This is a genomic window from Microbacterium sp. JAI119 (assembly GCF_013410135.1).
GTDB lineage: Bacteria > Actinomycetota > Actinomycetes > Actinomycetales > Microbacteriaceae > Microbacterium > Microbacterium oxydans.
Map to the genome: position 1 here is coordinate 30,727 of NZ_JACCCK010000004.1, position 23,740 is coordinate 54,466.

General features: G+C 69.6%; 24 protein-coding genes and 1 pseudogene. 9 read left to right on the forward strand and 16 right to left on the reverse strand.

All coding sequences use genetic code 11. The features are described 5' to 3' along the window. Positions 1-23 precede the first annotated feature (23 nt). The 6 genes from HDC31_RS16235 to HDC31_RS16260 all read right to left on the reverse strand — a co-directional run bounded on the left by HDC31_RS16235 (position 24) and on the right by HDC31_RS16260 (position 4,834). Complete coding sequence (locus HDC31_RS16235) at positions 24-800, reverse strand: alpha/beta fold hydrolase (RefSeq protein WP_223849539.1); 777 nt, start codon at positions 798-800, stop codon at positions 24-26. 115 nt (positions 801-915) lie between these two features. Continuing rightward, on the reverse strand, positions 916-1,533 hold the full coding sequence (locus HDC31_RS16240) for a hypothetical protein (RefSeq protein ID WP_135948657.1): 618 nt from the start codon (positions 1,531-1,533) through the stop codon (positions 916-918). Positions 1,534-1,563: 30 nt separating this feature from the next. Next, a complete protein-coding gene (locus HDC31_RS16245) occupies positions 1,564-1,842 on the reverse strand; it encodes a YHS domain-containing protein (protein WP_005049577.1) in 279 nt (92 codons plus the stop codon). Positions 1,843-1,867: 25 nt separating this feature from the next. After that, entirely contained in the window at positions 1,868-4,147 is a 2,280-nt protein-coding gene (locus HDC31_RS16250) for a cation-translocating P-type ATPase (protein WP_179516355.1), read from the reverse strand. Next, entirely contained in the window at positions 4,144-4,503 is a 360-nt protein-coding gene (locus HDC31_RS16255; RefSeq protein ID WP_113680583.1) for a heavy-metal-associated domain-containing protein, read from the reverse strand. The genes HDC31_RS16250 and HDC31_RS16255 overlap by 4 nt, the downstream gene beginning before the upstream one ends. 46 nt (positions 4,504-4,549) lie before the next feature. Continuing rightward, positions 4,550-4,834 carry a metal-sensitive transcriptional regulator gene (locus tag HDC31_RS16260; protein ID WP_005049572.1) on the reverse strand — a complete coding sequence of 95 codons (285 nt, stop codon included), beginning with the start codon at positions 4,832-4,834 and terminating at the stop codon, positions 4,550-4,552. 60 nt (positions 4,835-4,894) lie between these two features. Here HDC31_RS16260 and HDC31_RS16265 point away from each other — a divergent pair, with 60 nt between their 5' ends. The 5 genes and pseudogenes from HDC31_RS16265 to HDC31_RS16285 all read left to right on the forward strand — a co-directional run bounded on the left by HDC31_RS16265 (position 4,895) and on the right by HDC31_RS16285 (position 10,015). Then, complete coding sequence (locus HDC31_RS16265; protein ID WP_113680584.1) at positions 4,895-5,482, forward strand: AAA family ATPase; 588 nt, start codon at positions 4,895-4,897, stop codon at positions 5,480-5,482. Beyond that, positions 5,482-7,137: an AarF/ABC1/UbiB kinase family protein gene (locus HDC31_RS16270; protein WP_036286080.1), complete on the forward strand. Its 1,656-nt coding sequence runs from the start codon at positions 5,482-5,484 to the stop codon at positions 7,135-7,137. Before HDC31_RS16265 ends, HDC31_RS16270 begins: the two co-directional genes overlap by 1 nt. Positions 7,138-7,176: 39 nt before the next feature. Then, positions 7,177-7,668, forward strand: a pseudogene (locus tag HDC31_RS16275) (type II glyceraldehyde-3-phosphate dehydrogenase); the annotation flags it as partial. Positions 7,669-7,745: 77 nt separating this feature from the next. Next, complete coding sequence (locus HDC31_RS16280; protein ID WP_060960787.1) at positions 7,746-8,105, forward strand: helix-turn-helix transcriptional regulator; 360 nt, start codon at positions 7,746-7,748, stop codon at positions 8,103-8,105. Further along, positions 8,102-10,015 carry a cation-translocating P-type ATPase gene (locus HDC31_RS16285; protein WP_174524677.1) on the forward strand — a complete coding sequence of 638 codons (1,914 nt, stop codon included), beginning with the start codon at positions 8,102-8,104 and terminating at the stop codon, positions 10,013-10,015. Before HDC31_RS16280 ends, HDC31_RS16285 begins: the two co-directional genes overlap by 4 nt. Positions 10,016-10,518: 503 nt before the next feature. Here HDC31_RS16285 and merB read toward each other — a convergent pair. Together merB and merA are read right to left on the reverse strand one after the other, a co-directional pair. Then, positions 10,519-11,016: an organomercurial lyase gene (gene merB, locus HDC31_RS16290; protein WP_025104814.1), complete on the reverse strand. Its 498-nt coding sequence runs from the start codon at positions 11,014-11,016 to the stop codon at positions 10,519-10,521. Then, positions 10,926-12,350: a mercury(II) reductase gene (gene merA, locus HDC31_RS16295; protein ID WP_036286088.1), complete on the reverse strand. Its 1,425-nt coding sequence runs from the start codon at positions 12,348-12,350 to the stop codon at positions 10,926-10,928. The genes merB and merA overlap by 91 nt, the downstream gene beginning before the upstream one ends. A gap of 115 nt (positions 12,351-12,465) precedes the next feature. Between merA and HDC31_RS16300 the strand changes: the two genes are divergently transcribed. Further along, on the forward strand, positions 12,466-12,855 hold the full coding sequence (locus HDC31_RS16300) for a heavy metal-responsive transcriptional regulator (protein WP_017828519.1): 390 nt from the start codon (positions 12,466-12,468) through the stop codon (positions 12,853-12,855). 74 nt (positions 12,856-12,929) lie between these two features. Here the strand turns inward: HDC31_RS16300 and HDC31_RS16305 are convergent, their stop codons facing one another. From HDC31_RS16305 to HDC31_RS16315, 3 genes are all read right to left on the reverse strand, one after another. Next, on the reverse strand, positions 12,930-14,159 hold the full coding sequence (locus HDC31_RS16305) for a hypothetical protein (RefSeq protein WP_257022287.1): 1,230 nt from the start codon (positions 14,157-14,159) through the stop codon (positions 12,930-12,932). 732 nt (positions 14,160-14,891) lie between these two features. Further along, a complete protein-coding gene (locus HDC31_RS16310; protein WP_060960789.1) occupies positions 14,892-15,227 on the reverse strand; it encodes a helix-turn-helix transcriptional regulator in 336 nt (111 codons plus the stop codon). Continuing rightward, positions 15,217-15,543: a tyrosine-type recombinase/integrase gene (locus HDC31_RS16315; RefSeq protein ID WP_275587390.1), complete on the reverse strand. Its 327-nt coding sequence runs from the start codon at positions 15,541-15,543 to the stop codon at positions 15,217-15,219. The genes HDC31_RS16310 and HDC31_RS16315 overlap by 11 nt, the downstream gene beginning before the upstream one ends. Positions 15,544-15,569: 26 nt before the next feature. Between HDC31_RS16315 and HDC31_RS16320 the strand changes: the two genes are divergently transcribed. The 3 genes from HDC31_RS16320 (at position 15,570) to HDC31_RS16330 (ending at position 17,383) form a co-directional block, all read left to right on the forward strand. Next, on the forward strand, positions 15,570-15,974 hold the full coding sequence (locus HDC31_RS16320; protein WP_051498749.1) for a response regulator transcription factor: 405 nt from the start codon (positions 15,570-15,572) through the stop codon (positions 15,972-15,974). 105 nt (positions 15,975-16,079) lie between these two features. Next, complete coding sequence (locus HDC31_RS16325) at positions 16,080-16,520, forward strand: zinc ABC transporter ATPase (protein WP_113681776.1); 441 nt, start codon at positions 16,080-16,082, stop codon at positions 16,518-16,520. Between the two features lie 77 nt (positions 16,521-16,597). Next, the gene (locus tag HDC31_RS16330; protein ID WP_101305230.1) at positions 16,598-17,383 is read left to right on the forward strand and encodes a hypothetical protein; all 786 of its coding nucleotides are present in this window, start codon (positions 16,598-16,600) and stop codon (positions 17,381-17,383) included. On the opposite strand, the gene HDC31_RS16335 is transcribed toward HDC31_RS16330, so the two are convergent. From HDC31_RS16335 to HDC31_RS16355, 5 genes are read right to left on the reverse strand one after another with little or no spacing between them, the layout of a single operon-like run. Continuing rightward, positions 17,328-17,783, reverse strand: a complete 456-nt coding sequence (locus HDC31_RS16335) for a hypothetical protein (protein WP_147251391.1) — start codon at positions 17,781-17,783, stop codon at positions 17,328-17,330. The genes HDC31_RS16330 and HDC31_RS16335 overlap by 56 nt on opposite strands. After that, positions 17,780-17,974 carry a hypothetical protein gene (locus HDC31_RS16340; RefSeq protein WP_101305229.1) on the reverse strand — a complete coding sequence of 65 codons (195 nt, stop codon included), beginning with the start codon at positions 17,972-17,974 and terminating at the stop codon, positions 17,780-17,782. The genes HDC31_RS16335 and HDC31_RS16340 overlap by 4 nt, the downstream gene beginning before the upstream one ends. Continuing rightward, a complete protein-coding gene (locus tag HDC31_RS16345) occupies positions 17,971-20,388 on the reverse strand; it encodes a TniQ family protein (RefSeq protein WP_179516357.1) in 2,418 nt (805 codons plus the stop codon). The genes HDC31_RS16340 and HDC31_RS16345 overlap by 4 nt, the downstream gene beginning before the upstream one ends. Beyond that, entirely contained in the window at positions 20,388-21,566 is a 1,179-nt protein-coding gene (locus HDC31_RS16350; RefSeq protein ID WP_101305227.1) for an AAA family ATPase, read from the reverse strand. The genes HDC31_RS16345 and HDC31_RS16350 overlap by 1 nt, the downstream gene beginning before the upstream one ends. Then, the gene (locus tag HDC31_RS16355) at positions 21,563-23,713 is read right to left on the reverse strand and encodes a DDE-type integrase/transposase/recombinase (RefSeq protein ID WP_101305226.1); all 2,151 of its coding nucleotides are present in this window, start codon (positions 23,711-23,713) and stop codon (positions 21,563-21,565) included. The genes HDC31_RS16350 and HDC31_RS16355 overlap by 4 nt, the downstream gene beginning before the upstream one ends. Between the last annotated feature and the right edge of the window lie 27 nt (positions 23,714-23,740).

The window sequence follows — 23,740 nt, forward strand, 5'->3', positions numbered from 1 at the left end:
CATGCCCGCCAGACAACCCGGGGTTATCCTGCGGGTGGGAGGACGAGGCGGCGGATCTCCGCAGCGATCAGATCTGGTTCTGTGGCGGGGATGTAGTGGCCGGAGCGGGCAGCGACCACGTGCCGGCCCTGCCGGGACTGTGCGGCCCGATACCGCCCGGCGGCGGTCGCGGCATCCCGGACCCGTCGCGGCATCCCGTCCGCGAGACTGCCGGAGATGACGGTGACCGGGACATCGGGCAGCGCCGGCGGGTCGCCCTGCCAGGCGTGCAGCTCGGTGAGGAAGGTGCGCGCTTGCCGACCCTGGGTGACCACCACCGCGGGCCGGAACGCCTCCCGGTGAAGATCGGCCCGCACATCCTCGGGCATCCCCTCCCCGAGGAACCGGAAGAACCGCTCCAGCATCCCCACCCGGGCCAGCACCCACTCCACGGCGATCACGATCTTCTCCCCGACCCGGAACCGCATACCGAACAGGAGGTCCGCTGCCTCATCGGTCGGATCCACCAGCACCAGCCCGGCCACCCGGTCCGGGCGGCGGGACGCGGCCAGCCGCACCATCGGGCCGCCCGCGGAATGCCCCACCTGCACGAACCCGCTGCTCGGCTCGAGGCCGTCCAGCAGATCGTTCAGGTCGTCGGCCATCCGGTCCAGGGTGCGCCCTGCACTATCCGGGACGGACCGACCCAGCCCCGCCCGGTCATACACCACGGCCCGCGTGAACGCGGCGACCCGGGTCTGCACCGACGCCCAGGTGGAGCGGGTCGCCGCCGATCCCGCCTCGAACACCACCGTCGGCACCCGGGGGTCCCGGCCGGGGCGGGCAGCACCATCGTTTACAGGGCGCGCTCGTCACGGGTGCGCACCCACACCGGCTCCCCCTGCGTGTGCACACGCTCCCCCGCCATGACCCGCCCTACCGGTCCGTGCCCTGGCGGGAGGCGCCGGTCGCGGCGCGGTGGGCCTTCTCCCGCAGGGCCAGCAGGGCGAGGGTGTCGTCCTTGATCTGGGTGCGGCCGAGGATGCCCCAGTGCGCGCTCAGGTGGTCTTCGAGGTAGCGCAGCACCCGGGCGAACGGGACGGTGTGCCACGGCGCCCCCGCCCCGGGCGGGGAGGTGGGGTTGCCGAACACGACCGTGCGGATCGTGCGCCCTTCCGGCGCCACCGTCCGTCCCGTTTCCAGCAGTTCGGCGACCAGCCGGGCGGCATCGGTCGGGGCGCAGCACCCGAACCGGGTGAACGCGGCTTCCAGCACGGCCGGGTCCCGCATCGCCGGGTTGGGGTGCGGGCGGCCTTCCTTGACCTCGCCGACGATCATGTCCGCTCCGCCCCCGGCACCCAGGGCCGGGTCCAGCGGTGCGTCGACGGTCCCGGACGCTCCCGGTGCGCGGTGCAGCCGTACGGCGAGGATGTCCAGGTCGGTGATGGTGCGGGGACCGCCGGGACCGGTGGCGTCCAGCACGGGGTATTCGGCGACGGTGAAGTAGCCGTTGACCCGCAGGTACGCCTGCACCAGCCCGACCGCCGTGTCCACCCTCTATCTCCGACCGGGTTATCTGGCCGGTCAGGCGGCGTGCGCGTAGCGGGCCGGGTCGGCGTCGAACAGCGGCCCGCACTCGGCGCAGCAGAACCAGTACCGGCTGCCCTGGTAGTCGCGGAACAGGCCGCGCTGCTCGGCCCAGGCCGGGTCGACCTGGTTGCCGGGCATCACCGGACAGGTCACCAGGTTCGTCGCCCCCGCCGGCGGCTCGTGATGGTGATGCTCGTGCGCACCATGCTCGTGTCCTCCATGGTCGTGCCCGTGCGTGTGGTCGTGCCCGGAGTGGTCGTGGTCGTGGGACATGGTGTGTCTCCTTCTCGAGCGATGGTTAGGCCTGGACGGGCGCGGGCTCTCGGGTGGCGGGGGCGCCGGCACGGGTCGGGGTGGGCAGGGGGCGGAAGCGGCGCAGGCGGAGGCTGTTGGTGACGACGAACACGCTGCTGAACGCCATTGCCGCGGCGGCGAGGATGGGGTTGAGCAGGGCGAGCATCGCGACCGGGATCGCGGCGACGTTGTACGCGAACGCCCAGAACAGGTTCCCCTTGATCGTGCCCAGGGTGCGGCGGGCCAGCCGGATCGCGTCCGGGACCAGCATCAGGTCGCCGGAGACGATGGTCAGGTCCGCGGCGGTGATGGCCGCGTCGGTGCCGGTGCCCATCGCGATCCCGAGGTCGGCGGCGGCGAGGGCTGCGGCGTCGTTGACGCCGTCGCCGACCATCGCGACCACCCGGCCCGCGGCCTGCAGGTCGCGGATGGTGTCGAGCTTGCCCTGCGGGGTGACCCCGGCGCGGACGTCCTCGATCCCGGCCTGGTTGGCGATCGCGCGGGCGGCGCCGGGGTTGTCGCCGGTGAGCAGGATCGGGGTCAACCCGAGCTCCCGGAGCCGTGCGACCGCCTCACGGCTGGTGGGTTTGATGGTGTCGGCGACGCTGATCGCCCCGCGCACCTGCCCGTCCCACGCCACCACCGTCACCGTCGCCCCCGCCGCCTCGTCCGCCGCGATGGTCGCGGCGAGCTCGGCGGGGATGGGGAGCGCCCATTGGGTGGTGATCCAGGAGGCGCGGCCGGCGGCGACCAGGCGGCCGTCGACGATGCCCTGCACGCCTTGACCGGCCTCGGCGGCGAATGACTCCACGGCATCCGTCGGGCCGTCGGCTGCCGCGGTGATGGCGCGGCCGATGGGGTGCTCGGAGCCGTGCTCGAGCGCCGCGGCGAACCGGATCAGCTCCGCCTCATCGGTGCCGGGAGCGGGGTGGATGCCGGTGACGGTCATGGTGCCGGCGGTGATGGTGCCGGTCTTGTCGAGCACGACGGTGTCGATGCGGCGGGTCTGCTCGAGCACCTGGGGTCCGCGGATGAGGATGCCCAGCTGGGCGCCGCGGCCGGTGCCGACCAGCAGAGCGGTCGGCGTCGCCAGCCCCAGCGCGCACGGGCAGGCGATGATCAGGGTGGTCACCGCGGCGGTGAAGGCGACCTCCAAGGGCGCCCCCGCGATCAGCCACCCGGCGAACGCGGCCAGGGCGAGGACGATGACGATGGGGACGAAGACGGCCGACACCCGGTCGGCGAGGCGCTGCACCTGGGCCTTGCCGGTCTGCGCCTCCTCGACCAGCCGCGCCATCCGGGCCAGCTCGGTGTCGGCGCCGACGCGGGTGATCTGCACGAGCAGGCGCCCGCCGGTGTTCACAGTCGCGCCGACCACGCGGGCGCCGGGGGCGACTTCGACCGGCACGGACTCGCCGGTCAGCATCGACTCGTCCACCGCGGACATTCCCTCGGTGACGAGGCCGTCGGCGGGGATCTTCTCACCCGGCCGCACCACCACGACATCACCCGGAACGAGCTGTGCGACGGGGACGCGCTGCTCAGTGCCTTCGCGGAGGATCACTGCGTCCTTGGCGCCGAGCTCCAGCAGGGCGCGCAGGGCCTCGCCGGACTGCCGCTTGGCACGAACCTCGAGGTAGCGGCCGAGGAGGATGAACACGGTCACCAGCGCGGCGACCTCCAGGTACACCTCGTGGCCACCGGCCTGCGGGGTGCCGACGAAGGTGACGCTCATCCGCATTCCCGGCATCCCCGCACCGCCGAAGAACAGCGCGTACAGCGACCAGCCGAACGCGGCCAGCACCCCGACGCTGATCAGAGTGTCCATCGTCGCCGCCCCGTGCCGGGCATTGATCGCCGCGGCGCGGTGGAACGGCCACGCCCCCCACACCACCACCGGCGCGGCCAGGGTGAGCGTGAGCCACTGCCAGTAGGTGAACTGCAGGGCGGGGATCATCGACAGCACCGCGACCGGCACCGCCAGCACCGCCGAGACGATCAGCCGCTGCCGCAGCGACGCCAGCTCATCGTCCCGCGGGATGGTCTGCTCAGCCGTGTCGGGCACAGGCGGGGCTGGGAGGCTCGCTCCGTACCCCGCCTGCTCGACCGCCGCGATCAGCTCCTCCACCGGCACCGGGGCCTCCGAGTGCACGCGGGCCTTCTCGGTGGCGAAGTTGACCGTCGCCTCCACCCCGGGCAGCTTGTTCAGCTTCCGCTCGACCCGCGTCGCGCACGACGCGCAGGTCATCCCGGTGATGTCGAGATCGACGTCCAGCGTGCTCATGAGGCTGCGGCGAGGCTGTACCCGGCCTCCTCCACCGCCGCCCGCACCCGCTCCGCATCCACCGGCGTCGCGCTGGACACCGTCACCGTGGACACGCCACCGGCGTGCAGATCGACCGCGACGTCGGAGACACCGTCGATCGCGGAGACCTCCTCGGTGACGCTACGCACGCAGTGCGCGCAGGTCATCCCCTCCACCAGGAACTGCGCCGACACGGTCTCACCCGCCGCCGTCTGCTGCGCCGGCGCGCCGGTGTCGGTGGCTGCCGTGGCGTGGGAGGTGGGGCTGCAACAGGCGCAGCCACCGCCGGTGCTGGTCGCCTGCAGGCCGAGGTCCTGGACTCCCTGTCCGGTCATGATGTGCTCCCTTCAAGAGCGTTGAACGATGTGAGTGGGGACGACGTTAGGAGCGCACGAGGCGCGCGATCGCGGCGTTCGCCTCGCGGAGCTTCTCCTCCGCGAGCGGGCCGCCTTCGGCGGTCGCCTGCGCGACGCAATGCGCGAGGTGGTCTTCCAGCAGCGACAGCGCGACGGACTCCAGCGCCTTCGTCGCCGCCGACACCTGGGTCAGCACGTCGATGCAGTACACGTCCTCGTCGATCATCCGCGCGATCCCGCGCACCTGACCCTCCGCGCGGCTCAGCCGCGCCAGCAGCGCCGGCTTGTTGTCCACATACCCGTGTGCCATCTCGCACCTCCACCCACAATCTACCATACCCTGTAGGGGTACAGGGTGTAGGGTGAGGTCATGACCGGCATCCAGGAGCCGCGGCCCGCACAGACCACCCGTTGGCCCGTCGTGACGGGCGGTCCCAGCTCGGGCAAGACCACCACGGTCAACCTGCTGCGGGGCCGCGGGTACACGACCACAATCGAGCACGCCCGCCACTACATCGACCTGCAACGGATCACCGGGCGCAGCACCGCGGAGGTGCGGGCACGGCAGAGCGAGTTCCAGCGCGCCGTCGTCGACATGCAGATCGAGCAGGAACGCTCCCTCGACCCGCAACAGACCGTGTTCCTGGACCGTGCTCTGCCGGACTCGCTCGCCTACTACCGCTTCCTCGGCCTCGCCCCCGGCACCGCTCTGCTGGGCGCGCTGGCCGGCGCCCGGTACGCGACGGTGTTCCTGCTTGACCTGCTCCCGCTGGCGTCCGACTACGCGCGCACCGAGGACCCCGCCGCGCAGCGGCGCATCCACGACCTGCTCGGGCTGGTGTACCAGGAGCTGGGCTTTCCCGTCGTCACCGTCCCCGCACTCGCCCCCGACGCGCGCGTCGACTTCATCCTCGAACGAGCATCGGCCGGCACTCCAGCCGAGAGGGGCGTGAGCTGATGGGCGCGGGGAGTAGCCGGTACCGGCAGATCGGGGCCGTGCTGCGCCGGCACGGACTCGGCGTCCTGGCCGGCGTGCTGGGCCTGGGCGGCTTGGTGCCGTTCCACCGCGGCGCCCTCGGACACGCCCGGCAGGAGGACCCCTACACGAACCCCGAGCATGTGCGGGTCGCGTTGGAGGAGCTCGGGCCGACGTTCGTGAAACTGGGCCAGATCCTCTCCACCCGGCACGATCTGCTCCCCGCGGCATGGGTCGCCGAGTTCGCCAAACTGCAGGACGACGTCGCCGCGGCACCGTGGGAGGGCATTCGGGACGTGCTCCGTGAAGAGCTCGGCGCCGACCCAGAGCACGTGTTCGCCCAGTTCGACCCGGTGCCGCTGGCGGCGGCGTCCATCGGGCAGGCGTACGCGGCAACTCTTCACGACGGCACCGAGGTCGTCGTGAAGGTGCGCCGGCCCGGCGTGGTCGCGCAGGTGCATGAAGACCTGGACATTCTCCGCAACCTCGCCGACCGCGCCGACCGGCGCTGGGATGCCATCCGGCAGTACGACCTGCCCGGGCTGGTGGAGGAGTTCTCCCGCACGCTGCGTGCCGAGCTGGACTACCTGCAGGAGGCCCGCAACGCCGAACGGTTCGCGCAGGAGTTCGCCCACGCGGCGCGGGTGCGGATTCCCCGCGTGCACGGGGAGACCACGACCTCGCGCGTGCTGACCCTGGAGCGGATGAGCGGGGTGCGGATCGACGACCTGGAGGGCCTGGACGCCGCCGGCATCGACCGGGTCGCACTCGCGCGGCTGGGTGCCGACATCGTGCTCACGATGGTGTTCGACAACCGGTTCTTCCATGCCGACCCCCATCCCGGGAACATGTTCGTGCAGCCCGACGGCGCGCTCGCGCTGATCGACTTCGGGATGGTCGGGGAGCTCACCGAACAGACCACGGACGGCCTCGCCGGCATCGTGCTCGCCTTCACCCGCGACGACCCGGACACCCTCACCACCGCCCTGATAGAACTCTCCCGGACCGCCGACGTCGTCGACCGGGCAGGGCTGCGGCAGGCGATCACCGCGTTCACGGCCCGCTACCGGGGCCGTTCGCTGTCGGAGATCAGCCTCGCAATCATGCTCCAGCAGCTGCTCGGCATCCTGCAGCAGCACCAGCTGCACCTTCCGCAGGAGACGGCGCTGCTGTTCAAAGTGCTGATGATGGCCGAAGGGACCGCGGCGCGGCTGGATCCGGACTTCCAGATGCTCGACGCCCTGCAGCCCTACGCTGAGCAGCTCACCCGCGCCCAGCTGTCCCTGCCGGCTCTGGCCCGGCGATGGGCGCGCGCGGGAGCCGACACCGGGGCACTGCTCACCGAGCTGCCCGCCACCCTGAGCCGGCTCCGGCATCTCCTCGAAGACGGCGGGTTCGAGGTGCACCTGCGCGCGACGGAGCTGGAACCTCTCGTCGGGCGCGCCGAACGCGTCGGCAACCGTGTCGTCGCGGGAATGATCGCCGCCGCGCTGATCAGCGGGATCGGCACCCTCGTCGGCGGGAACACGAAATGGCGCTCCCGGGAAGGCGTCCTGATCGGCGCCGGGACCGGCACGATCGGCGCCCTCGGCAGCTATCTGCTGTGGACGCTGCGGCGCCGCCGACCCCGCCCCTGACCCGCGCACGGCTCAAGAACACCACGAAAGGAGACGAAGATGGACAGGATCAGAGTCGGCGTCAACGGGTACGGAGTGATCGGCAAGAGGGTCGCCGACGCCGTCCACGCCCAACCCGACATGCACCTGGTGGGCGTCGCGGACATCGTCACCGACTGGCGAATACAATCCGCCGTCCCGCGGCTGCCCGTATTCGCCGCCACCCCCGACGCGCACAGCGGCATGGTGGACACCGGCATCCGCCCCGAGGGAACCCTCGACGATCTCCTCGCGCAGAGCGACGTGATCGTCGATACGACCCCCAAGCACGTCGCCGCCGGAAACCTGCCCCGCTACCAGGCGGCGGGAGTAAAGGTGATCGTGCAGGGCGGGGAAGCGCACTCGACCACCGGGCACTCCTTCGTCGCCCAGGCCAACTACGCCACCGCGCTCGGCCGGGACCTGACCCGGGTGGTGTCCTGCAACACCACCAGCATCGTCCGCGTCCTCGGCGCGCTCGAAAACGCCGGGCTGCTGCTGCGCGCCCGCGGGGTTACTGGTAGGGCCGAATGTCGCAGGGTGCACTATTCATCCTGGGATTAGTTCAGTCAACACTGTATGATCAGTGCATGCTGACCATTGCTCCACGTCTCGACGTCATGAACCGGCTCGGCCGGGCCATGGCGGACCCGACGCGCTCCCGGATACTGATGACCCTGCTCGACGGCCCCAGCTACCCGGCGGTGCTCTCGCGTGAGCTGGAGCTGACCCGCTCGAACGTCTCGAACCACCTGACCTGCCTGCGCGACTGCGGCATCGTGGTCGCCGAGCCGGAAGGGCGGCAGACGCGCTACGAGATCGCGGACCCGCACCTCGCGGCGGCGCTGACCGCGCTGGTGGACGTGACGCTCGCGGTGGACGAGCACGCGCCCTGCATGGACGCTTCGTGCACGGTGCCGGGCTGCTGCGGGACGGGAGCGGGCGCGTGAGCGCGGCGTGCGGCTGCGAGCACGACGAGCCTGAGACCGCAGTCGGCGAAGAGGCCGAGGAGGCGGAGCGCCCCTGGTGGCGGGACCGCGGGATCATGGTCCCGGTCTTCTCCGGTGTGGCGTTCCTCACCGGTCTGGCGCTGGAGTGGTCCGGGATGGAGATCCCTGCGCTGGTGCTGTTCTGGATCGGCCTGCTGCTGGGCGCGTCGACGTTCACGCCGGGCGCGATCCGGAACCTCTTCAAGGGCAAGCTCGGCATCGGGCTGCTGATGACCATCAGCGCGGTCGGCGCGGTGATCCTCGGCTACGTCGAGGAGGCCGCAGCGCTGGCATTCCTGTACTCGATCGCCGAGGCGCTGGAGGACAAGGCGATGGACCGTGCCCGCGGCGGGCTGCGGGCACTGCTCAAGCTCGTCCCGGAGACCGCCACCATCCGCCGCGACGGCGTCTCGGTCGAGGTCGCCGCGAAGGATCTGGCTGTCGGGCAGCTGATGTTGGTGCGGCCGGGTGAGCGGATCGCGACCGACGGCGTCGTCCGCACGGGACGTTCCAGCCTGGACACGTCCGCGATCACCGGGGAGTCGATCCCGGTCGAGGTCGAACCCGGCGATGCCGTCTCCGCCGGCGCAATCAACACCGCCGGGGCACTGGAGGTCGAAACGACCGCGGCAGGCACCGACAACTCACTGACCACGATCGTCGACCTCGTGGAGAAGGCTCAGGCGGAGAAGGGCGACCGCGCCCGCCTCGCCGACCGCATCGCCCGCCCTCTCGTCCCGGGCGTGCTGATCCTCGCCGCCCTGGTCGCGATCATCGGCTCGCTGCTCGGCGACCCGGAGCTGTGGATCACCCGCGCCCTGGTCGTGCTGGTCGCGGCATCGCCCTGCGCACTGGCGATCTCCGTGCCGCTGACCGTGGTCGCGGCGATCGGCTCGGCGAGCAAGTTCGGCGTGATCATCAAGTCCGGTGCCGCGTTCGAGCGGTTCGGCGTGATCCGCCACGTCGCCGTCGACAAGACCGGCACCCTCACCCGCAACGAGCCCGCCGTCACCGCCGTCCTCACCGTGGACGGTGTGAGCGAGGCGGAGGCGCTGGCGTGGGCGGCCGCTCTGGAGCAGCACAGCACCCACCCCCTCGCCGCCGCGATCACCGCCGCAGCGCCGGATGCCCCTGCGGCGGAGGGCGTGACCGAGCAGGCCGGGCACGGCATCGAGGGCGAGCTCGCCGGCGCGCGGATCACCGTCGGCAGCCCGCGCTGGCTCGACGCCGGGACCCTCGGCGACCGGGTCGCGGGGCTGGAGGAGCAGGGCATGACAGTCGTGATCGTCCACCGCGGCGGCGTCCCGGTCGCCGCGATCGGCGTCCGCGACGAGCTGCGCCCCGAGGTCCCTGAAGTGGTCCGCACCCTCGCGACCCAGGGCATCGGGGTGACCATGCTCACCGGCGACAACGCCCGCACCGCCCGCGCCCTCGCTGCGCATGCAGGGATCGATGACGTCCGCGCCGAGCTGCGCCCCGAAGACAAGGCCGCCGCGATCGCAGAGCTCGGTGCGAAGGGGCCGGTCGCGATGATCGGCGACGGCATCAACGACGCCCCTGCGCTGGCCGCCGCGGACATCGGGATCGCGATGGGCGCGACGGGCTCCGACGCCGCGATCGAGTCGGCCGACGTGGCCTTCACCGGTCACGATCTGCGGCTTCTCCCGCGCGCGTTCGCCCATGCCCGTCGGGGGCGGCACATCATCAACCAGAACATCATCCTGTCGCTGCTGATCATCACCGCCCTGCTCCCGCTCGCCCTCTTTGGCGTCCTGGGGCTTGCGGCGGTGGTGCTGGTGCACGAGATCGCCGAGGTGATCGTGATCCTCAACGGCCTGCGCGCCGCGTCGACGCGGAAGGCAAGCACGTGACCGCGCAGGACGTCGCCGCCGCGTGACGGCTTGATCCGGGACCATGCGGATGACCTTTAGATTTCACATCAGAGTTCGCGCGCGTTGATCGGCGACTTGCCTGCTGGCTAGGGGCCTATCGGGCGGGCCGTATGCCGGGGTCTAATGGCCATGATCATTTGGTTCCGGTTTCCCTTCGCCTCGGGTCTGTCTTCGTTATGGTCGGGCGAAGGGGCGGGCAGCAGTCGGGGTCGTTTTCGCGGCGGTGTCGCCTGGCACGCGCTGTCATCACGATGCTTGCAACCACCGCGAGGATCAGGAGTGCGGCACCGCCCGTGATCACCCACGGGTTGCGGAGGAGGGTGCCGATCCCTGTGATCGTGCCTCCGACGACGAGAAGTGGAAGGAGGGCGCAGCAGCCGACCACGAGCAGTGCGGCGACGGCCCCAAGGAGCAGGCCACGGCCGCCTCGCTGGTCGTCCTGGTTGGGAGGCATTGGTGTTCTGTCCTCTCGTGGTGCCGTCTCAGCAGCAGGTCTCGGGACCGCAGCAGCTTCCAGACAGTTCGTCGGCACCGGTCCGGGGGCGCTCGAGCATCTCGGTGATCAGGGTGCTGCCAACCTCGAAGGCATCGGCGACCGTGAGGATTTGGGCCATCGGGTGTTCCGTGAGCCATCCGGCGGCGTCCTCGCGGGAAGCGAAGTAGTGGACCTGGTTGCAGAACGAGGAGCGAATCGAGTGCATGGCCTCGGGGCTGACCAAGGACACCACCGCGGTCGCCGGTTCCACGCTAGTGACACCGGCGGTCGAGTCGACGGTGACGCGGATCGTGTCGCCGCTGGCCGGGGAGATCGATTCGACCCGGGCGGGCCGATCGAGGAGCGGGCGAGGCTCCAGTTTCTGATGGGGTGGATCCGCTGTCTGGCGCGCGGTCAGGCGCAGCAGGACAGCATCGACACATCGGTGGTGAAGGCCTTGGCTACGATCCGGATGCCTTCGGCCGTGGTCAGGTACGGGGCCCACGCGTCGGCGACCTCGGTGATGGTCTTGCCTAGGATGTGGACACCTGCGGCGGCGAGTTCGCCGGCGTCCTTGGCGACCGCGGTCAGGCCGAGGATCTCGCCGGTGTCCGCGTTGGCGACCATCTTGATGAACCCGCGGGTGTCCCGGTTCACCAGCGCGCGGGGCACGTACTCCAGTGGCAGGACACGGCAGTCGCAGCGGATCCCGGCCGCGATGACCTCCTTCTCGGTCATCCCGACCGCGCCGACGGCAGGGCTCGTGAATGTGACCCGCGGCATCCGCGTGTAGTCGACCGACGTGCTGGCGTCAGTGAAGGCGTTCTCGGCGACCAACGTGCCGTGCCGGGCTGCGACGTAGACGAACTCGGGGTGCCCGGTGACATCCCCAGCCGCCCAGACGCGAGGGTTGGAGGACTGCAACTGGTCGGTGACCACGACCTCTCCGGCCGCGCCGGTCTTCACTTGCACGGTCTCGAGGTTGAGCCCGTCGGTGACCGGGGCGCGGCCGAGCGCGACGAGGATCTCGTCGGCACGGAACTCCTGCACGCCGCCCGAGACCTCGGCCGCGGCGACGATCTGGCCGGTGCCCGGGTCGCGGGTGACGCGGGTGGGGATGGCGCGGCGGACCACTCGGATGCCCTCGTCGGCGAAGATTTCCTGCAACGCCTTGGAGACTTCCGGCTCCTCCTTCGACGCCAGCCGGGACCTCACCAGCAGAGTCACCTTCGAGCCGAGCCGGGCGAACAACTGTGCCATCTCCAGCGCCACATAGCCCCCGCCGAGCACCAGCAGCGAGTCAGGCACCTCGGACAGCTCCATCGCCGACGTCGAGGTGAGAAAGTCGACGCCGTCCAGCCCCTCGATGGCAGGAGCCCACGGGCGGGAGCCTGTGGCGATGAGGTAGTGGGCGGCCTCGATGGTTTCGACGGTGCCGTCCGCGGCGGTGACCTCGAGGACCGACGCATCCGGCGTGCCGGCGAACGCCGCCTCGCCCTGGCGGACCGGCCAGCCGTAGGCTTCTGCCACGTCGATGTACTTCTCACTCCGCATCGCCTCGACCAGGTCCTGCTTGCCACCCACCAGCCCGTGCATGTCTACCGGGCCAGCGGTGGCGGCGATCCCCGGGAACCGGGAGCCCGCATCCGCGGCCACGTGGCGGGCCTCGGCGGCCGCGAGCAGCGCCTTGGACGGAACGCACCCCGTGTTCACGCACGTGCCGCCCAACGTGCCGCGCTCGATCATCACCACCGACTTTCCCAGTGTGGTGGCGCGGATCGCCGCGGCGAATGCCGCGCCACCCGACCCAATCACGGCCAGATCAAACCTCGATGGCATCCTTATTCCTCCCTGGACATCTTGGAACATCCCGCTGATACACTCATCATGAACCTTCCACCACAGGGGAAGGTCAAGCACGAAATTTGCGACCAGCGAAAAGGGGGGGCGGGGAATGCGGATCGGAGAGCTCGCCGACGCGGCCGGCACCACGGCGAAGACGTTGCGGTTCTACGAGGACCAGGGGCTCCTGCCGCCGGCCGGGCGCACGCCCAGCGGCTACCGCAACTACACCGCCGAGACCATCGCCCGAATCGACTTCATCCACCGCGGCCAAGCCGCTGGACTCACCCTCGCCCAGATCCAGCAGATCCTCCACATCCGCGACCACGGCCAAGCGCCCTGCAGCCACGTCCGCGACCTCCTCGACGCACGCCTCACCGATATCGACCAGCAGCTCAGGCAGCTCCACGACCTGCGCGACACCCTCGCCGGGCTCCGCGACCAGGCCGAGCACGTCGAGCCCGACACGTGCAGCTCGGATCAGGTCTGCCGCTATCTGTAGCCAAGCCCGGGGGTCTGTCCGATAATTCAGGCAGTCCCACTGGAGGCGCAAGCGTAGCGGGAGGCCATTGGTGCTCAGGTCGAGGTTGAGCGCAGCGCGGGATAGTCGGACCATTCGCCCCCGGAGAGGCGTGCCCAGGCGGCAGCTGATGACGCCGTGATGCCGAGCAGGTCGGACACGATTCGAGGATGCAGTTGTCGGGTGAGGTCCATCAACGCGGTGACACGAGCGCTGCCGGCGAGGAGTCCTTCTTGACGGAGTCGACGGCTGAGCGGCCCGGGGGTGATCGGTCGGCCCGGGTTCCTGCCCGGGAAGAGCCAAGTGTCGGAGCGGTTGCCGTCGAGCAGCTGGACCATTGCTTCGGCGAGGACTTCGGGCAGCTCGATCGGTTCAGTTCCGACCGTCAGCGTCATGGGGCGCGCGGTCGTATCGACTTGTGCGCGGGTGATCGCTGCGATGCGGGTCAGGTGGAGCCCGTAGAACAGGACGAGCAATCCGCTGACTCGCGTCACGGGATCCATGTCGTCTCGCGTGATGAACGCGCGTGCCATCGTCCACCGATGGTCGGCGGCGTAGTCGCGCCCTTCGAGGCGATGGCTGCGGAACTCGACCCGGAGGCGGCTCAGGCGGTGCCGTCGCAGCCACCGGGTGAACGGCGCGAGGGCATCCCGTTGTGAGGGCGAACCGGTGAGGAAGCCGTCGAGAGATCGCTGCGGGTATGTCGTCAGCGTTTCGCCGCTCGCGCGGATCTGCTGCAGGAGGGCCGCGCACCGCTTCAGCGCCGCACGCACCTTCTGATAGGTGGAGCCGGATCGGACGGCCGTAGCTGGTCTGCCCCTGAGTGATCTGCCCGACGGCAGCAGCTCCCAGGTGCAGTACCGCCGTAGGAGGAGCCGGTCCTCGGGATGGGGGACGGTCGGAAGCCACCGTTGGAACCAGTGCTCGAACCTCGCCGCTTGGATGTCGAAATCGGGCAGCACGCCTGAGCGGATGAGGAGCGAGAGCAGGAATGCCACGGACTGGCCGGCGTGCGCTCTGGTCATGATCGCGTCCGCGGTGAGGGGCAGCGTGCCATCGGCGAGCTCACGGAGGACGACCGCACAGCGGCTCTTGTGCAGCCACCGCTCGAGGGAGATCGCACTGCCGTGGTGCGTCACCAGATACTCCGCGAGCGGGTGCAGCTCGGGGCGGATCTCTCCGCTGTCGTCAGCAAGCAGTTGCTGGATGGCGATAGGTCGCCGGCACTCTACGCATAGCCGGTGCTTGCGCACCTCTTCGATCGTCCCGCATCCCGGGCATGCCATCGTCACGGGAGCTCCTGCGCACTCGGCGCAGACCTTGTGCCCATTCATGAAGCCAGTGAGGAACACCTTCCGCCCGCACTCCGGGCACGGCTGGGGGCGTCGCATCGCGTAGTAGCAGCGGGCGCAGACCCGTCGGCCGTCCAGGTGCGTCGCTACGCGGCCCGGCTCCCCGCAGACCTCGCACATCTTGACCGGCGCGGTGTAGCACGCGAGACAGACGAGCGCGGGGCGACGGACGATAATCGTGGCGTTCTGCCCGCATCGCGAGCAGTCGCCGAACGACCGCGGATCGGCTCGCCAGCAGTCCCGGCAGAACCGTTGCCCATCGACGGTGCGCTGCACGGGCTGAACTCGTCCGCATCTGGCACACGCGACCGATCGGGCATTCCGTTCACAGCGCGAGCAGTGGCGACCGCCGGTCTGCGTCTTGTGAGGCATCCGAACGGCACGTCCACAGGAATCGCATGTAGGCAAGACGACCCGCCCGGCACCCTCGTTCACGAGAGCGTGGGCCAGATCCTGCACCGTCACCGGTACGTTCCGGTGTCGCCCTTCGAGGACTCCAGGTTGTTTGAGGAGTGCGAGTTCGAGACGCCGTTGGGTGAGCGGCACGGGTGCGACTTCAGCCACGATCTCAACAAGGCGCTCCACCGGGATCTCCGGCGCGATCGCGTGGACGAGCCCGGCGACCTCAGCAACCCTGGGCTCCTGCGGAGGCTTCGCCACCGCGGCCTACTTCGAGCGCGGGCGACGGATCGTGGCCCGCACGGGCCGCAGATCGCCGATCGCACCCCGCGTCGCCTCTTCACCCACCGCGACCGGGGCCGCAGCCTCCCGGCGGGTGACCTGCACGAGGTCGTCGAGCGAGCACTCCAACGCGTCGCACAGCGCGGCGAGCACGTCGATGCGAACCCGCTGCGGTGCTTGCGTCACCAGTCGGTACACCTGTTCCCGGGACAGGTCGACGCCCCGCTCCTCGAGCAACGGCTTCAGCTTGGAGGTCTGGAAGATCCCGCGCGAGGCCATCACGCTGCGGAGGCTCCATGCGGTCTCGAGCTCAACGGTCATCTGCTTCTCCTTCGATGAGGGCCTTCAATGCGTCCGCGAGTACCCGGTTCTTGAAGTCCGAGCTGACGGAGGCGTAGATCGAGGTCGTCGAAGCATGCATGTGCCCGACCTGCTCCTGGACGAATCGGTCGGCGTAGCCGAACTCGAGCAGGTGCGTCACGTACGAATGCCGGAGGCTGTGCAGAGTCAGGGCCTTTGACAAGCCGGCCTCGTCCCGCAGCTCCGCGAACCGCCGGTCGAGATAGCCGGCCGACAGTCGGGTGCGGCGTTCCGTCACCCACAGCGCGTCAAGACGGTATCCACGCCACCCGCGCAATTGTCGACGGCGGGCTGCGGAGCCGCGTGATCGTACTCACGACGTTCGACTTGGACGAGTACGCCTTCGGGGCACTCCGCGCGGGGGCGAGTGCGTTCCTCGTCAAAACTGCGACACACCAAGAACTCGTGGACGCCGTACGCGTCGTCGCTCGAGGCGATGCCATCGTGACGCCCCGCATCACACGGCAGCTCATCGACGCCTACACCGGCCGCGACCAGCCCGTCCCGGGCGGACAGGGCCTCTCGGTTCTGTCCCCCCGAGAACGCGACGTTTTCAACGCGATCGCGCTCGGCCTCTCCAACGGCGAGATCAGCCAGGCACTGCATCTCTCACCCGCAACGGTGAAGACGCATATCAACCGAATCTTCGCCAAGCTCGGCGTCCGCGACCGCGTGCAGGCTGTGATTCTTGCCCACCAGCTCGGGTAGACCATCGGTGGTCAAGCGAACTGATGCGCGAACGCGACGGGGCTGAGCCCTAGACGCCGCGGTGCCGAAGTGAGACACTTCTCTGTTCTACTTCGGGAGGTCACCATGGGCGACGATGAACCGGCGATCGATTGGGAAGGCGTCATCCGCGAGATGATCACGCGTGCGACCGAGGCGGCGCCCACCGAACCGGGCGTCTACAAGATGCCGTGCGGTGAGTGTGTGGTCGATTTCTTCATCACCGCTGAGGGCGAGGAACGCTGGCTCGTCGCCGGGGACGACCGCTCCTACACTCGTGAGACCGTCGCGATCGCCCGTCACGGAGACCACCCCTGGGAGCGTCTCTACACGCTCGCTGACGCGGCAAGGGAAGTGGCGCGAGTCGCCGCCGCGAACGGCGGCGACATCGACCGAGTACTCGAGGAGCTGGTCGAAGCAATCGACGACCGCGAGGTCGAGCGGGTGGTGCGTGAGCGGGATGGCATGAGCGGTGAACCGCTCGAGGATCTGGCGGCGCGCTTCGGGGTCGACCTCGATGATCTCTAGGAACATCTACACCCGTCTAGCGAAACGATAGATATCCCTAGATTTCTCGAGGGCCACGCTCATCGAAGGAGGCCGGTGTGAGCCAGTATCCGTGGTTTGACTTCGACCAGGTGGACTTCGTCACCTCGGACCAGCACTTCAGCCACGCACGGATCAGCGAACTCGCCGACCGCCCGTTCGCGACCGTGGAAGAGATGAACGCGGAGCTGGTGCGACGGTGGAACGAGGTCGTGGGACCGGACGACATCGTCCTTCATCTCGGTGACCTCGCGCTCGGACCGATCGAGGAATCTGTCGGGCTGACCGAGCACCTGAACGGGCGACGATTTCTCGTGCCCGGCAACCACGACCGAGTTTCGCCGGCAACACAGTCAAGGCGCGCGATCGAACGATTCGCCCCGCTGTACGAGGCGGCCGGGTGGAGCATACTCCCCGAGGTCATCGAGGGCACCCGCCGCGGGTACCGGATCCTGGCATCCCACTATCCCTACAGCGGCGACTCGCACGGCACCGACCGGCATACGACGCACCGCCCACGCGGCGACGAGGGCGTTCCGCTGCTGCACGGTCACACGCATGCCCGCGATCACGGCCCCCACGGGCACGAGTTCCACGTCGGCGTCGACGCCCACGACTTCACGCCCATCCGCTTCACCGTCATCGACGAATGGATCCGCAGCCTGCCGGACATCGAGACACGACTGCAGGCCGCAACTCGGGAAGCGCGCACCGTGCTCGCCGATATCGTCGGCGGCGAAACCCCGGGCTCGGACGCGCTGTTCTACACACAGGGATACAACGAGCTCGTCATCGTTCTCGAGGAGCTTCTCGCCGCGCTCCCTCCCGACGAGGCGGACGGGTAGCCGGGAACAGGTCGCCGTTCGCGGTGGGGCCGGATCGGAGAGTGCGCGTCTCGGTCCGGTAGCGCACCCATCCCTGCCTTCGCCAATGCACCATCACGAGGCTCCGGACTGCGCGTGACGACCACGCCTCCTCGTGGTCGGCGTAGTCGGGGTCTTGTGCGGCGAGCTCGGTGAACAGCTCGCGGAACGTCGGCGGTTCGCCGTGCTCGCGGGTGTACCGGTGGATGATCTTCACAGCGCGACGCGCCCAGCTCGGCGCGCTCTTCGCTGACGTGAGCTCGGTGAACAGCGGCGCCAGGTGAGGTGCCGACCACGGCTTTTCGGTCCACCCGGAGTTGTTCCACTGCATCGTGTCGGGCTGGAGGACCGGCTCGCCATCCTCGGTAGAGCCGGGGCTCACCGCCGCGCCTCGGGGTCGACGGACGCGCGCAGTGAACCAGCGGGCGTGGTCGGCGGGGAGCTGAGCTCAGTCTGTGACCCGGCGTCCTCCGTCACGGCCATCAGCGCCGCGGTGTACTTCTCCCCTGTCACCTTCATGCGCTCCCGTGCTGCCCGTTGCAGACGACTGGAGGTCCGCTTCTTCTCGGTCATGATGCCTTCTTCTCTTCGGTAGGTGATGTGGTCTGGGTATGGGGGTCGGCGGCGAGGGCGCGATGGAGCTCGCGAGCGAGCCGTTCGCCGAGTGGGGTGAGGCGCATCGGCCTGTTGCGTGCCGCGGCAACGAACAGGCCCCCGCCGACGTCGGCGCCGAGGCTTGCGAGCTGGGCGCTCAGTGAGCTTTGGGTCGTGCGGATGGTCGCCGCGGCGGCGCGCACGTTGTCGTGCTGTGTGGCGATGAGGAATCGGCGCGCGCGTTCGATGGGGTGGCGGCCGACGAGGGCGCGCTGGAGGAGCCGTGACCGGCCGGCCAGTGGGTGAGGGGTGCGGTCGTGTGGGCCGGGTCGCATCGTGATGCCTGCCGCTTGGATGCGGTGCGCGATCGTGGGAGCGCTGCAGCCGACGAGCGCCGCGATCTGTCGCAGCGTCATCCCTTCCTTCTCGTACCGCTCGCGCAGCCAAGCCTCGTCGATGACGAACGTGGTGGGCCGTCCGCGGCGGAGGGTGCTGTTGCCGTCGGCGAGCACACGCGACACCGTCTGCCGCGATACTCCCGTCCGCCGTGCGAGCTCATAGGTGGTCGCGCCCTCACCGTATTGGGCGATGAGTTCGCGGCTGCGAGATGGTGTGTCGAGTGCGCCACGGACGGGTCTGGCCGTCGCCCACTCACCGACGGGGTCGCTGCGGACGGCGGGTTCGATGTGCGTCGACAGCGGGGGCCCCCAGCTGAGTGGCTCGTCGATCCCTCGGCGGAGCAGGAAGGCGCGGCCGATATCGTTCAGCTCGCGGCGCACGGTGTCCGGCAGCGTCTTCGTGAACGTCGTGACCGTCCGCGGAGATATCCCGGCCGCGTCCCATGCTTCCGGTGCGCGTCGCATCGAGTTGCCGGTGATGGCCCGGTAGAGGTGGGCGCGCGCATGGCGGTGTCGGGCGCCGGAGCCGGGTTGGACATTCAGTCGGGCGCACAGCTGCTGCCATTCCTCTTCGGGAAGGAGTTCAGTGCAGTCGAGTCTGCGGCGGCGTGCGTAGTCGATCGGTGTCTCGTGGCTGTCGAGGTAGGCGGCGAGGTTGAGGATCGCCGCGAGGGCGGGCGTCTCCGCGCCCGGCCTCCCGAACTCGCGCATCACATGAGTGACCTGACGAATGGGCGCCGTCGAGTCCAGGAGGGCGAGGGCAGCGGAGTGGGTCAGCCGTGTGCCGGTGAACACGACGGCCGCGGCCAGCGCGGAGGCGGCGACGTCGCCGTTGATGCGGCGTGGGGTGAGCGCGTTCGTCCATTCATCCCAGAGTTGTGCGGGCACCTTCCGTGCCCGCTCTTCCGGGTTTACGTCCGAGGCTGGCGCAGCTTGTAGGAACAGCGTCGGTCGTCGGGTGCGTCCGAGGGACGCGGCGATCAGTCGCTGCAGCTGCGGCGTCTGACCGGTGTACGACGTGCTCACCGCGAGGCGCCCAGCCAGCAGCCGAACCGCACGGTCGGGGTCTTCGAGTGCGGCGATCGCGATCGTCGTACCGACCGCGCCGCCGGCCGCTGTGGGCGGTCCCGCCCACGTCCACTCATGCTTGTCTCGAGGCACCGCCGCGAGGAGGTCCGTTTCCAGCTCTGGCATGTCGAGGTCGCCGCCATCGCAGAGCGTAACTCCTGCGGCGCGGGTGAGGAGACGGATGTCTTCGAGGACGGTGATCGCGGGTTGCGGGGCGTCCGCATAGATCCCGAACCGGCCCTCGCCGGTGGAGAGGATCTGCATCATTCGGCGCTGTGCGTGGAGCGCCGGGTCGGGTGCGGCGATGCGTTCGGGATGCGCGGTGAGGTCGCCGCGGCAGCGGCTCGCGATCGGGCCCGTCCCGGCACCGGCGACGGGATTGTGGCAGTGCCCGGGATGTGGGATCCCGGCGAGCGGGTGCCCGGTGTGACGCGGTGGCTTGTGGCACACCGGGCAGTTGTCGGCGAGGATGCGGCGGTGTCTGACGCACGCGAAGGTGAATGGGAACTGCCACGACATCCGCCACCTGCCTCCGGAGTCCGCCAGGCATTCGGGGCAGTACCGTCCCGCCATCCCGCCGACGGGGCAGCGGAAGCTGATCCGTCCCTGCCGGGTGTAGCGGATCGCGTGGCGTGCGAACCGCATCCGCGTCATCTCCTGGAACTGCGCCGCCGGGATCCCCGTCGACCGCTCCAGCCGGGACGCCTGCTCATCGGTGAGCTCGGTCGCCCACTGCGCGGCCATCCACGATGTCGCTGACACCGCCCTGCCGCCCTCCTGCTCCACCAGGCCGAGCGCGCACGCCATCTCCGCGACAGTCGCGCGGTTCGCGGCCGCCGAGGCCTCCAGCCAGGAGTCGAACGGCTCATCCGGCAAGGGGCGGACCCGGAACGGAAGGACGCGCACGGCACCGGCCGTCTCGCTCATCAGGCGGCCTCCTCGCCGGTCTCTTCGGCGCCGTCGCTCTTCAGTCGGCGTCGGCGCCGCTCACGGCGTGCCCGATCCTCTTGGTCGTGCTTGGCCTGCAGCTCGGTGCGCTCCGTTTCTGCTCCCTCGTCGATGCGGATGTCGTCGAGGAGCTTCCGGTCGATCCGCTCGGCGCCGGTGCGGATGGCGCGGGACGCGCCGCGGCGGATGAGGTCCATGAGCGAGCCGATGTTGCCGGTGGTGCGGGCAAACAGGTACCGCGACATGTCGACGAGCATCCCTTCGTGCGCGTCCGCGAGCACGAGGGCCTGTTCGATGTGCCAGAGCAGGCTGTCCCACTCCTGGCGGGTCTGCTTGGTGCGCAGGCTGTACGGGTCGAGGCTGAGCACGGTCCAGCGGCGGAACGTCTGCGCCATCGCCGCTTCCTTCCCGGTCGCGCCCTCGCCGACGAGGCCGCGTTCGCGGAGCGCGACGCCGGCGAACAGGAAGGTGGCGCTGTACTCGTTGGACAGCCACTTCAGCTGGTTCGCGACCTCGACACCGTCGCGGGTGCGCATCTGGATGAAGTGCAGATCGTCGATGATCACGAGGCGGGTGTCGTGCCGTTCGATGCAGTCCGCGGCCGCCCGCGCCAGATCTCGGCCGGCCATCGAACGGTGCAGGATGCCCGCGGTCGCGGGGTGGGCGTAGAACCCGAGGATCATCATGTGCAGGCCCTTGATCGTGAGGCGCCCTGGGACGGTGATGTGGCAGACCGGGAGGTGGAGGATGTCGCGATCCTCGTCGAGGTACTCGCCCACTTCCGCGATCCGCTGACGGTGGAAGTCGCGCCCGAACGTGTTGACCACCGTCGACTTCCCGAGGGCCGGTGGGGCGTCGAGGGCGGCGGCGGATTTGACCCGGTCGGAGTCCTGCAGGTTGCTGTCCAGGATGTCGCCCAGTTGCAGGTGCACCCCGTGCACCTGCCGGGTGCGCAGCAGGATGTTCGCGTGCCACGCCCGCCGGTCCGCGTTGTACCGCGCGAACTCGTCCGGGCCGAGCGATCCGAGCTGCTCGGTCGTTAGCAACGCGGGCTTATCGCGCGGGGGACGTTCGGCGAAGTCCTTCCATCCCTCGTAGGTCGACAGGCTCCGCTGCCGGCGAGGCGCGTCGTGCTCGCCCGGGACTGTGGCGGTCATTGGATCATCTCCATCGGCTCGAAGTGGTAGTCGGATCGGATCGTGGGCTCGTCGATGTCGTCCTCGTCGTCGTCATCGCCCGTTTCGGGAATGTCGACGCGCTTGCGTGGGTCGCGGACCTCGCCGGTGAGCTCCCGTCCGAGATCTGTGGTGGGGTTCAGTTCGGCCTCGAGCATCCGCTGCACGGTGCGCAGCGACCACACCCCGTCAGCCGCGGGATCCTTCTCGTTGAGCTGCGCGGCCATGCGGGAACTCATCCGCCTCTCCGATGGGGTGAGCGCGCGTCCCGCGCCCCAGTCCTCGAGCAGCTGCGCGGCGACGTCGTCGACCTGAGAGGGGCGACCCTGGCGGATCGCGATCTTCTTCGCGTACTCCAGCGCGTCGAGGCTGAACGGTGTGTCGAAGGCTCCCTTGTGCTCCCACTCGAGGGTGTGCCAGGTGCCGTCCTCGGGGTCGTGGAAGTAGATCTGCGTCAAGTCGTCGGGGTTGACCACGAACGGCCACTCCGTGCCCTTGTCTCGGTGGATCGACCGGGCGCGGTTGCGGTACTTCGCGACCGAGTCTCCGGTGTAGCGCAGCTTGTGGATCTCGACGCCGTAGTGATTGAACTGCCGTTTCACCACCGGCAGCAGCTCGAGGAGAACGCTCCGGTCGATCGGCATCCGCAGTTGCCCGGCAACGGCGAGCCCCTGGTCGTATCTCTCGGCGGGGCTGAGCTTGACGCCGGGGAGGCGGGGATCCTCGAGGGAGTCGTGGGGTCGGAGGTGGTAGACCGTCGCGACCCATTCGCGGATGATCTGCTCCAGCTGCGGGACCGTGTAGACCGCGTCGGCTTCGACGTCGTCGCCGCGGCCGCCGACGTCCGCGCCCTTGTAGCCAGGGAGTTCCTGGAGGAACGTGTCGAGGGTGCGGAAGAACCTCTCGACAGGGCTCTTGTCGGTGGGCTGGTAGACGCGGGCCGGCTGGATGGATATGCCCAGGCGTGCGCACGCGCTGGTCACGTGCTCCGAGAGGTACGGTGCGCCGTGGTCGACGATGATCGTGTCGGGCAGGATCCCCGCACGGACGAACCGCGGGACGCGGATGCGCGTCGGGTCGACGAGCACGGAACCGGCGACACCGTGGAAGGGCCATCGTGCGCTCGTGCCCCACTCCGCGGGAGTGTCGAAGGGTTGGCACGCTTCCATGAGCACGCCGGATACGTCGATGGATTTCGTTGAGCCGGGCGTCAGCCGCATGCCGAGAATGCAGCGGGAGTAGAGGTCGATCGCGACCGTGAGGTCTGCGGCGACCCACTTGCCCGTCACCGGGGCCACGGCGAAGACGTTGAGCGGCGTCGTATCGAGGAGAACGTATTGGCCGGGCGCGGTGGCGTGCAGGCGTCCGTACGGAGCGGGCGGCCGGTTCGCGTTGGAGCGCTTGCGCTTGGTGCTCCCGGAGAAGGTCGCGCGGCCACGGGAGAGCTCGTCGAGGATCTTGTATGCGGCGCTTCGAGAAGGGGCGGCGACGATACCTGGCCCGTGGGTGCGGTCGGCTCGGGCGTTGACTCTCGCGATGATGATGCTTTTCGCGACCTTCGACTCCGGCGTCTGCTCATCGATGACCTCACGTGCCGCCGTGACCCAGCGGTCGTCGAAGTTGACGAGCAGATTGCCCGGCTGCGCCTTGCGGTGATCGATCAGTCCGATCTCGCCGGCATCCTTATACCGCGCCACCCACCTCGCGACGGTCCGGCGACCCTTACCGAGCTCGAGCGCCTTCGCCGCGATCCGCTCCTCGATGCGACGCTCCGGATGGTAGGCGAGCTTCGGTTCGCCCTCACGTGCGATCTCGGCCGCCCCCGACCGGTAGCCGGTGAGGACCTCTCGCACATGATCAGCGCGCTCGGCGGACACCGCGCGGGCCGCGTCGCTGGCATCGGCCCAGACGACACCCAGTGGAGCCGCGTCCTCATCGCGACTGTTTCCGGGGATGCGTGTCGTACCTCCCTCAGCGCGGGGGCGCAGGAGGTCGATCATCCGCAGGCGCCGAACCTGCCCAGTTCGGGTACGGACGATGACCGCGCCCTCGCAGATCTCCGCAACGGTGCAGGCATCGCCGTCGTAGACGATGTCCACGCCGGGTTTCAGGGTCCACGTGCTGCTCATCGCTATCTCCTTCAGGTGTTGAGGGGG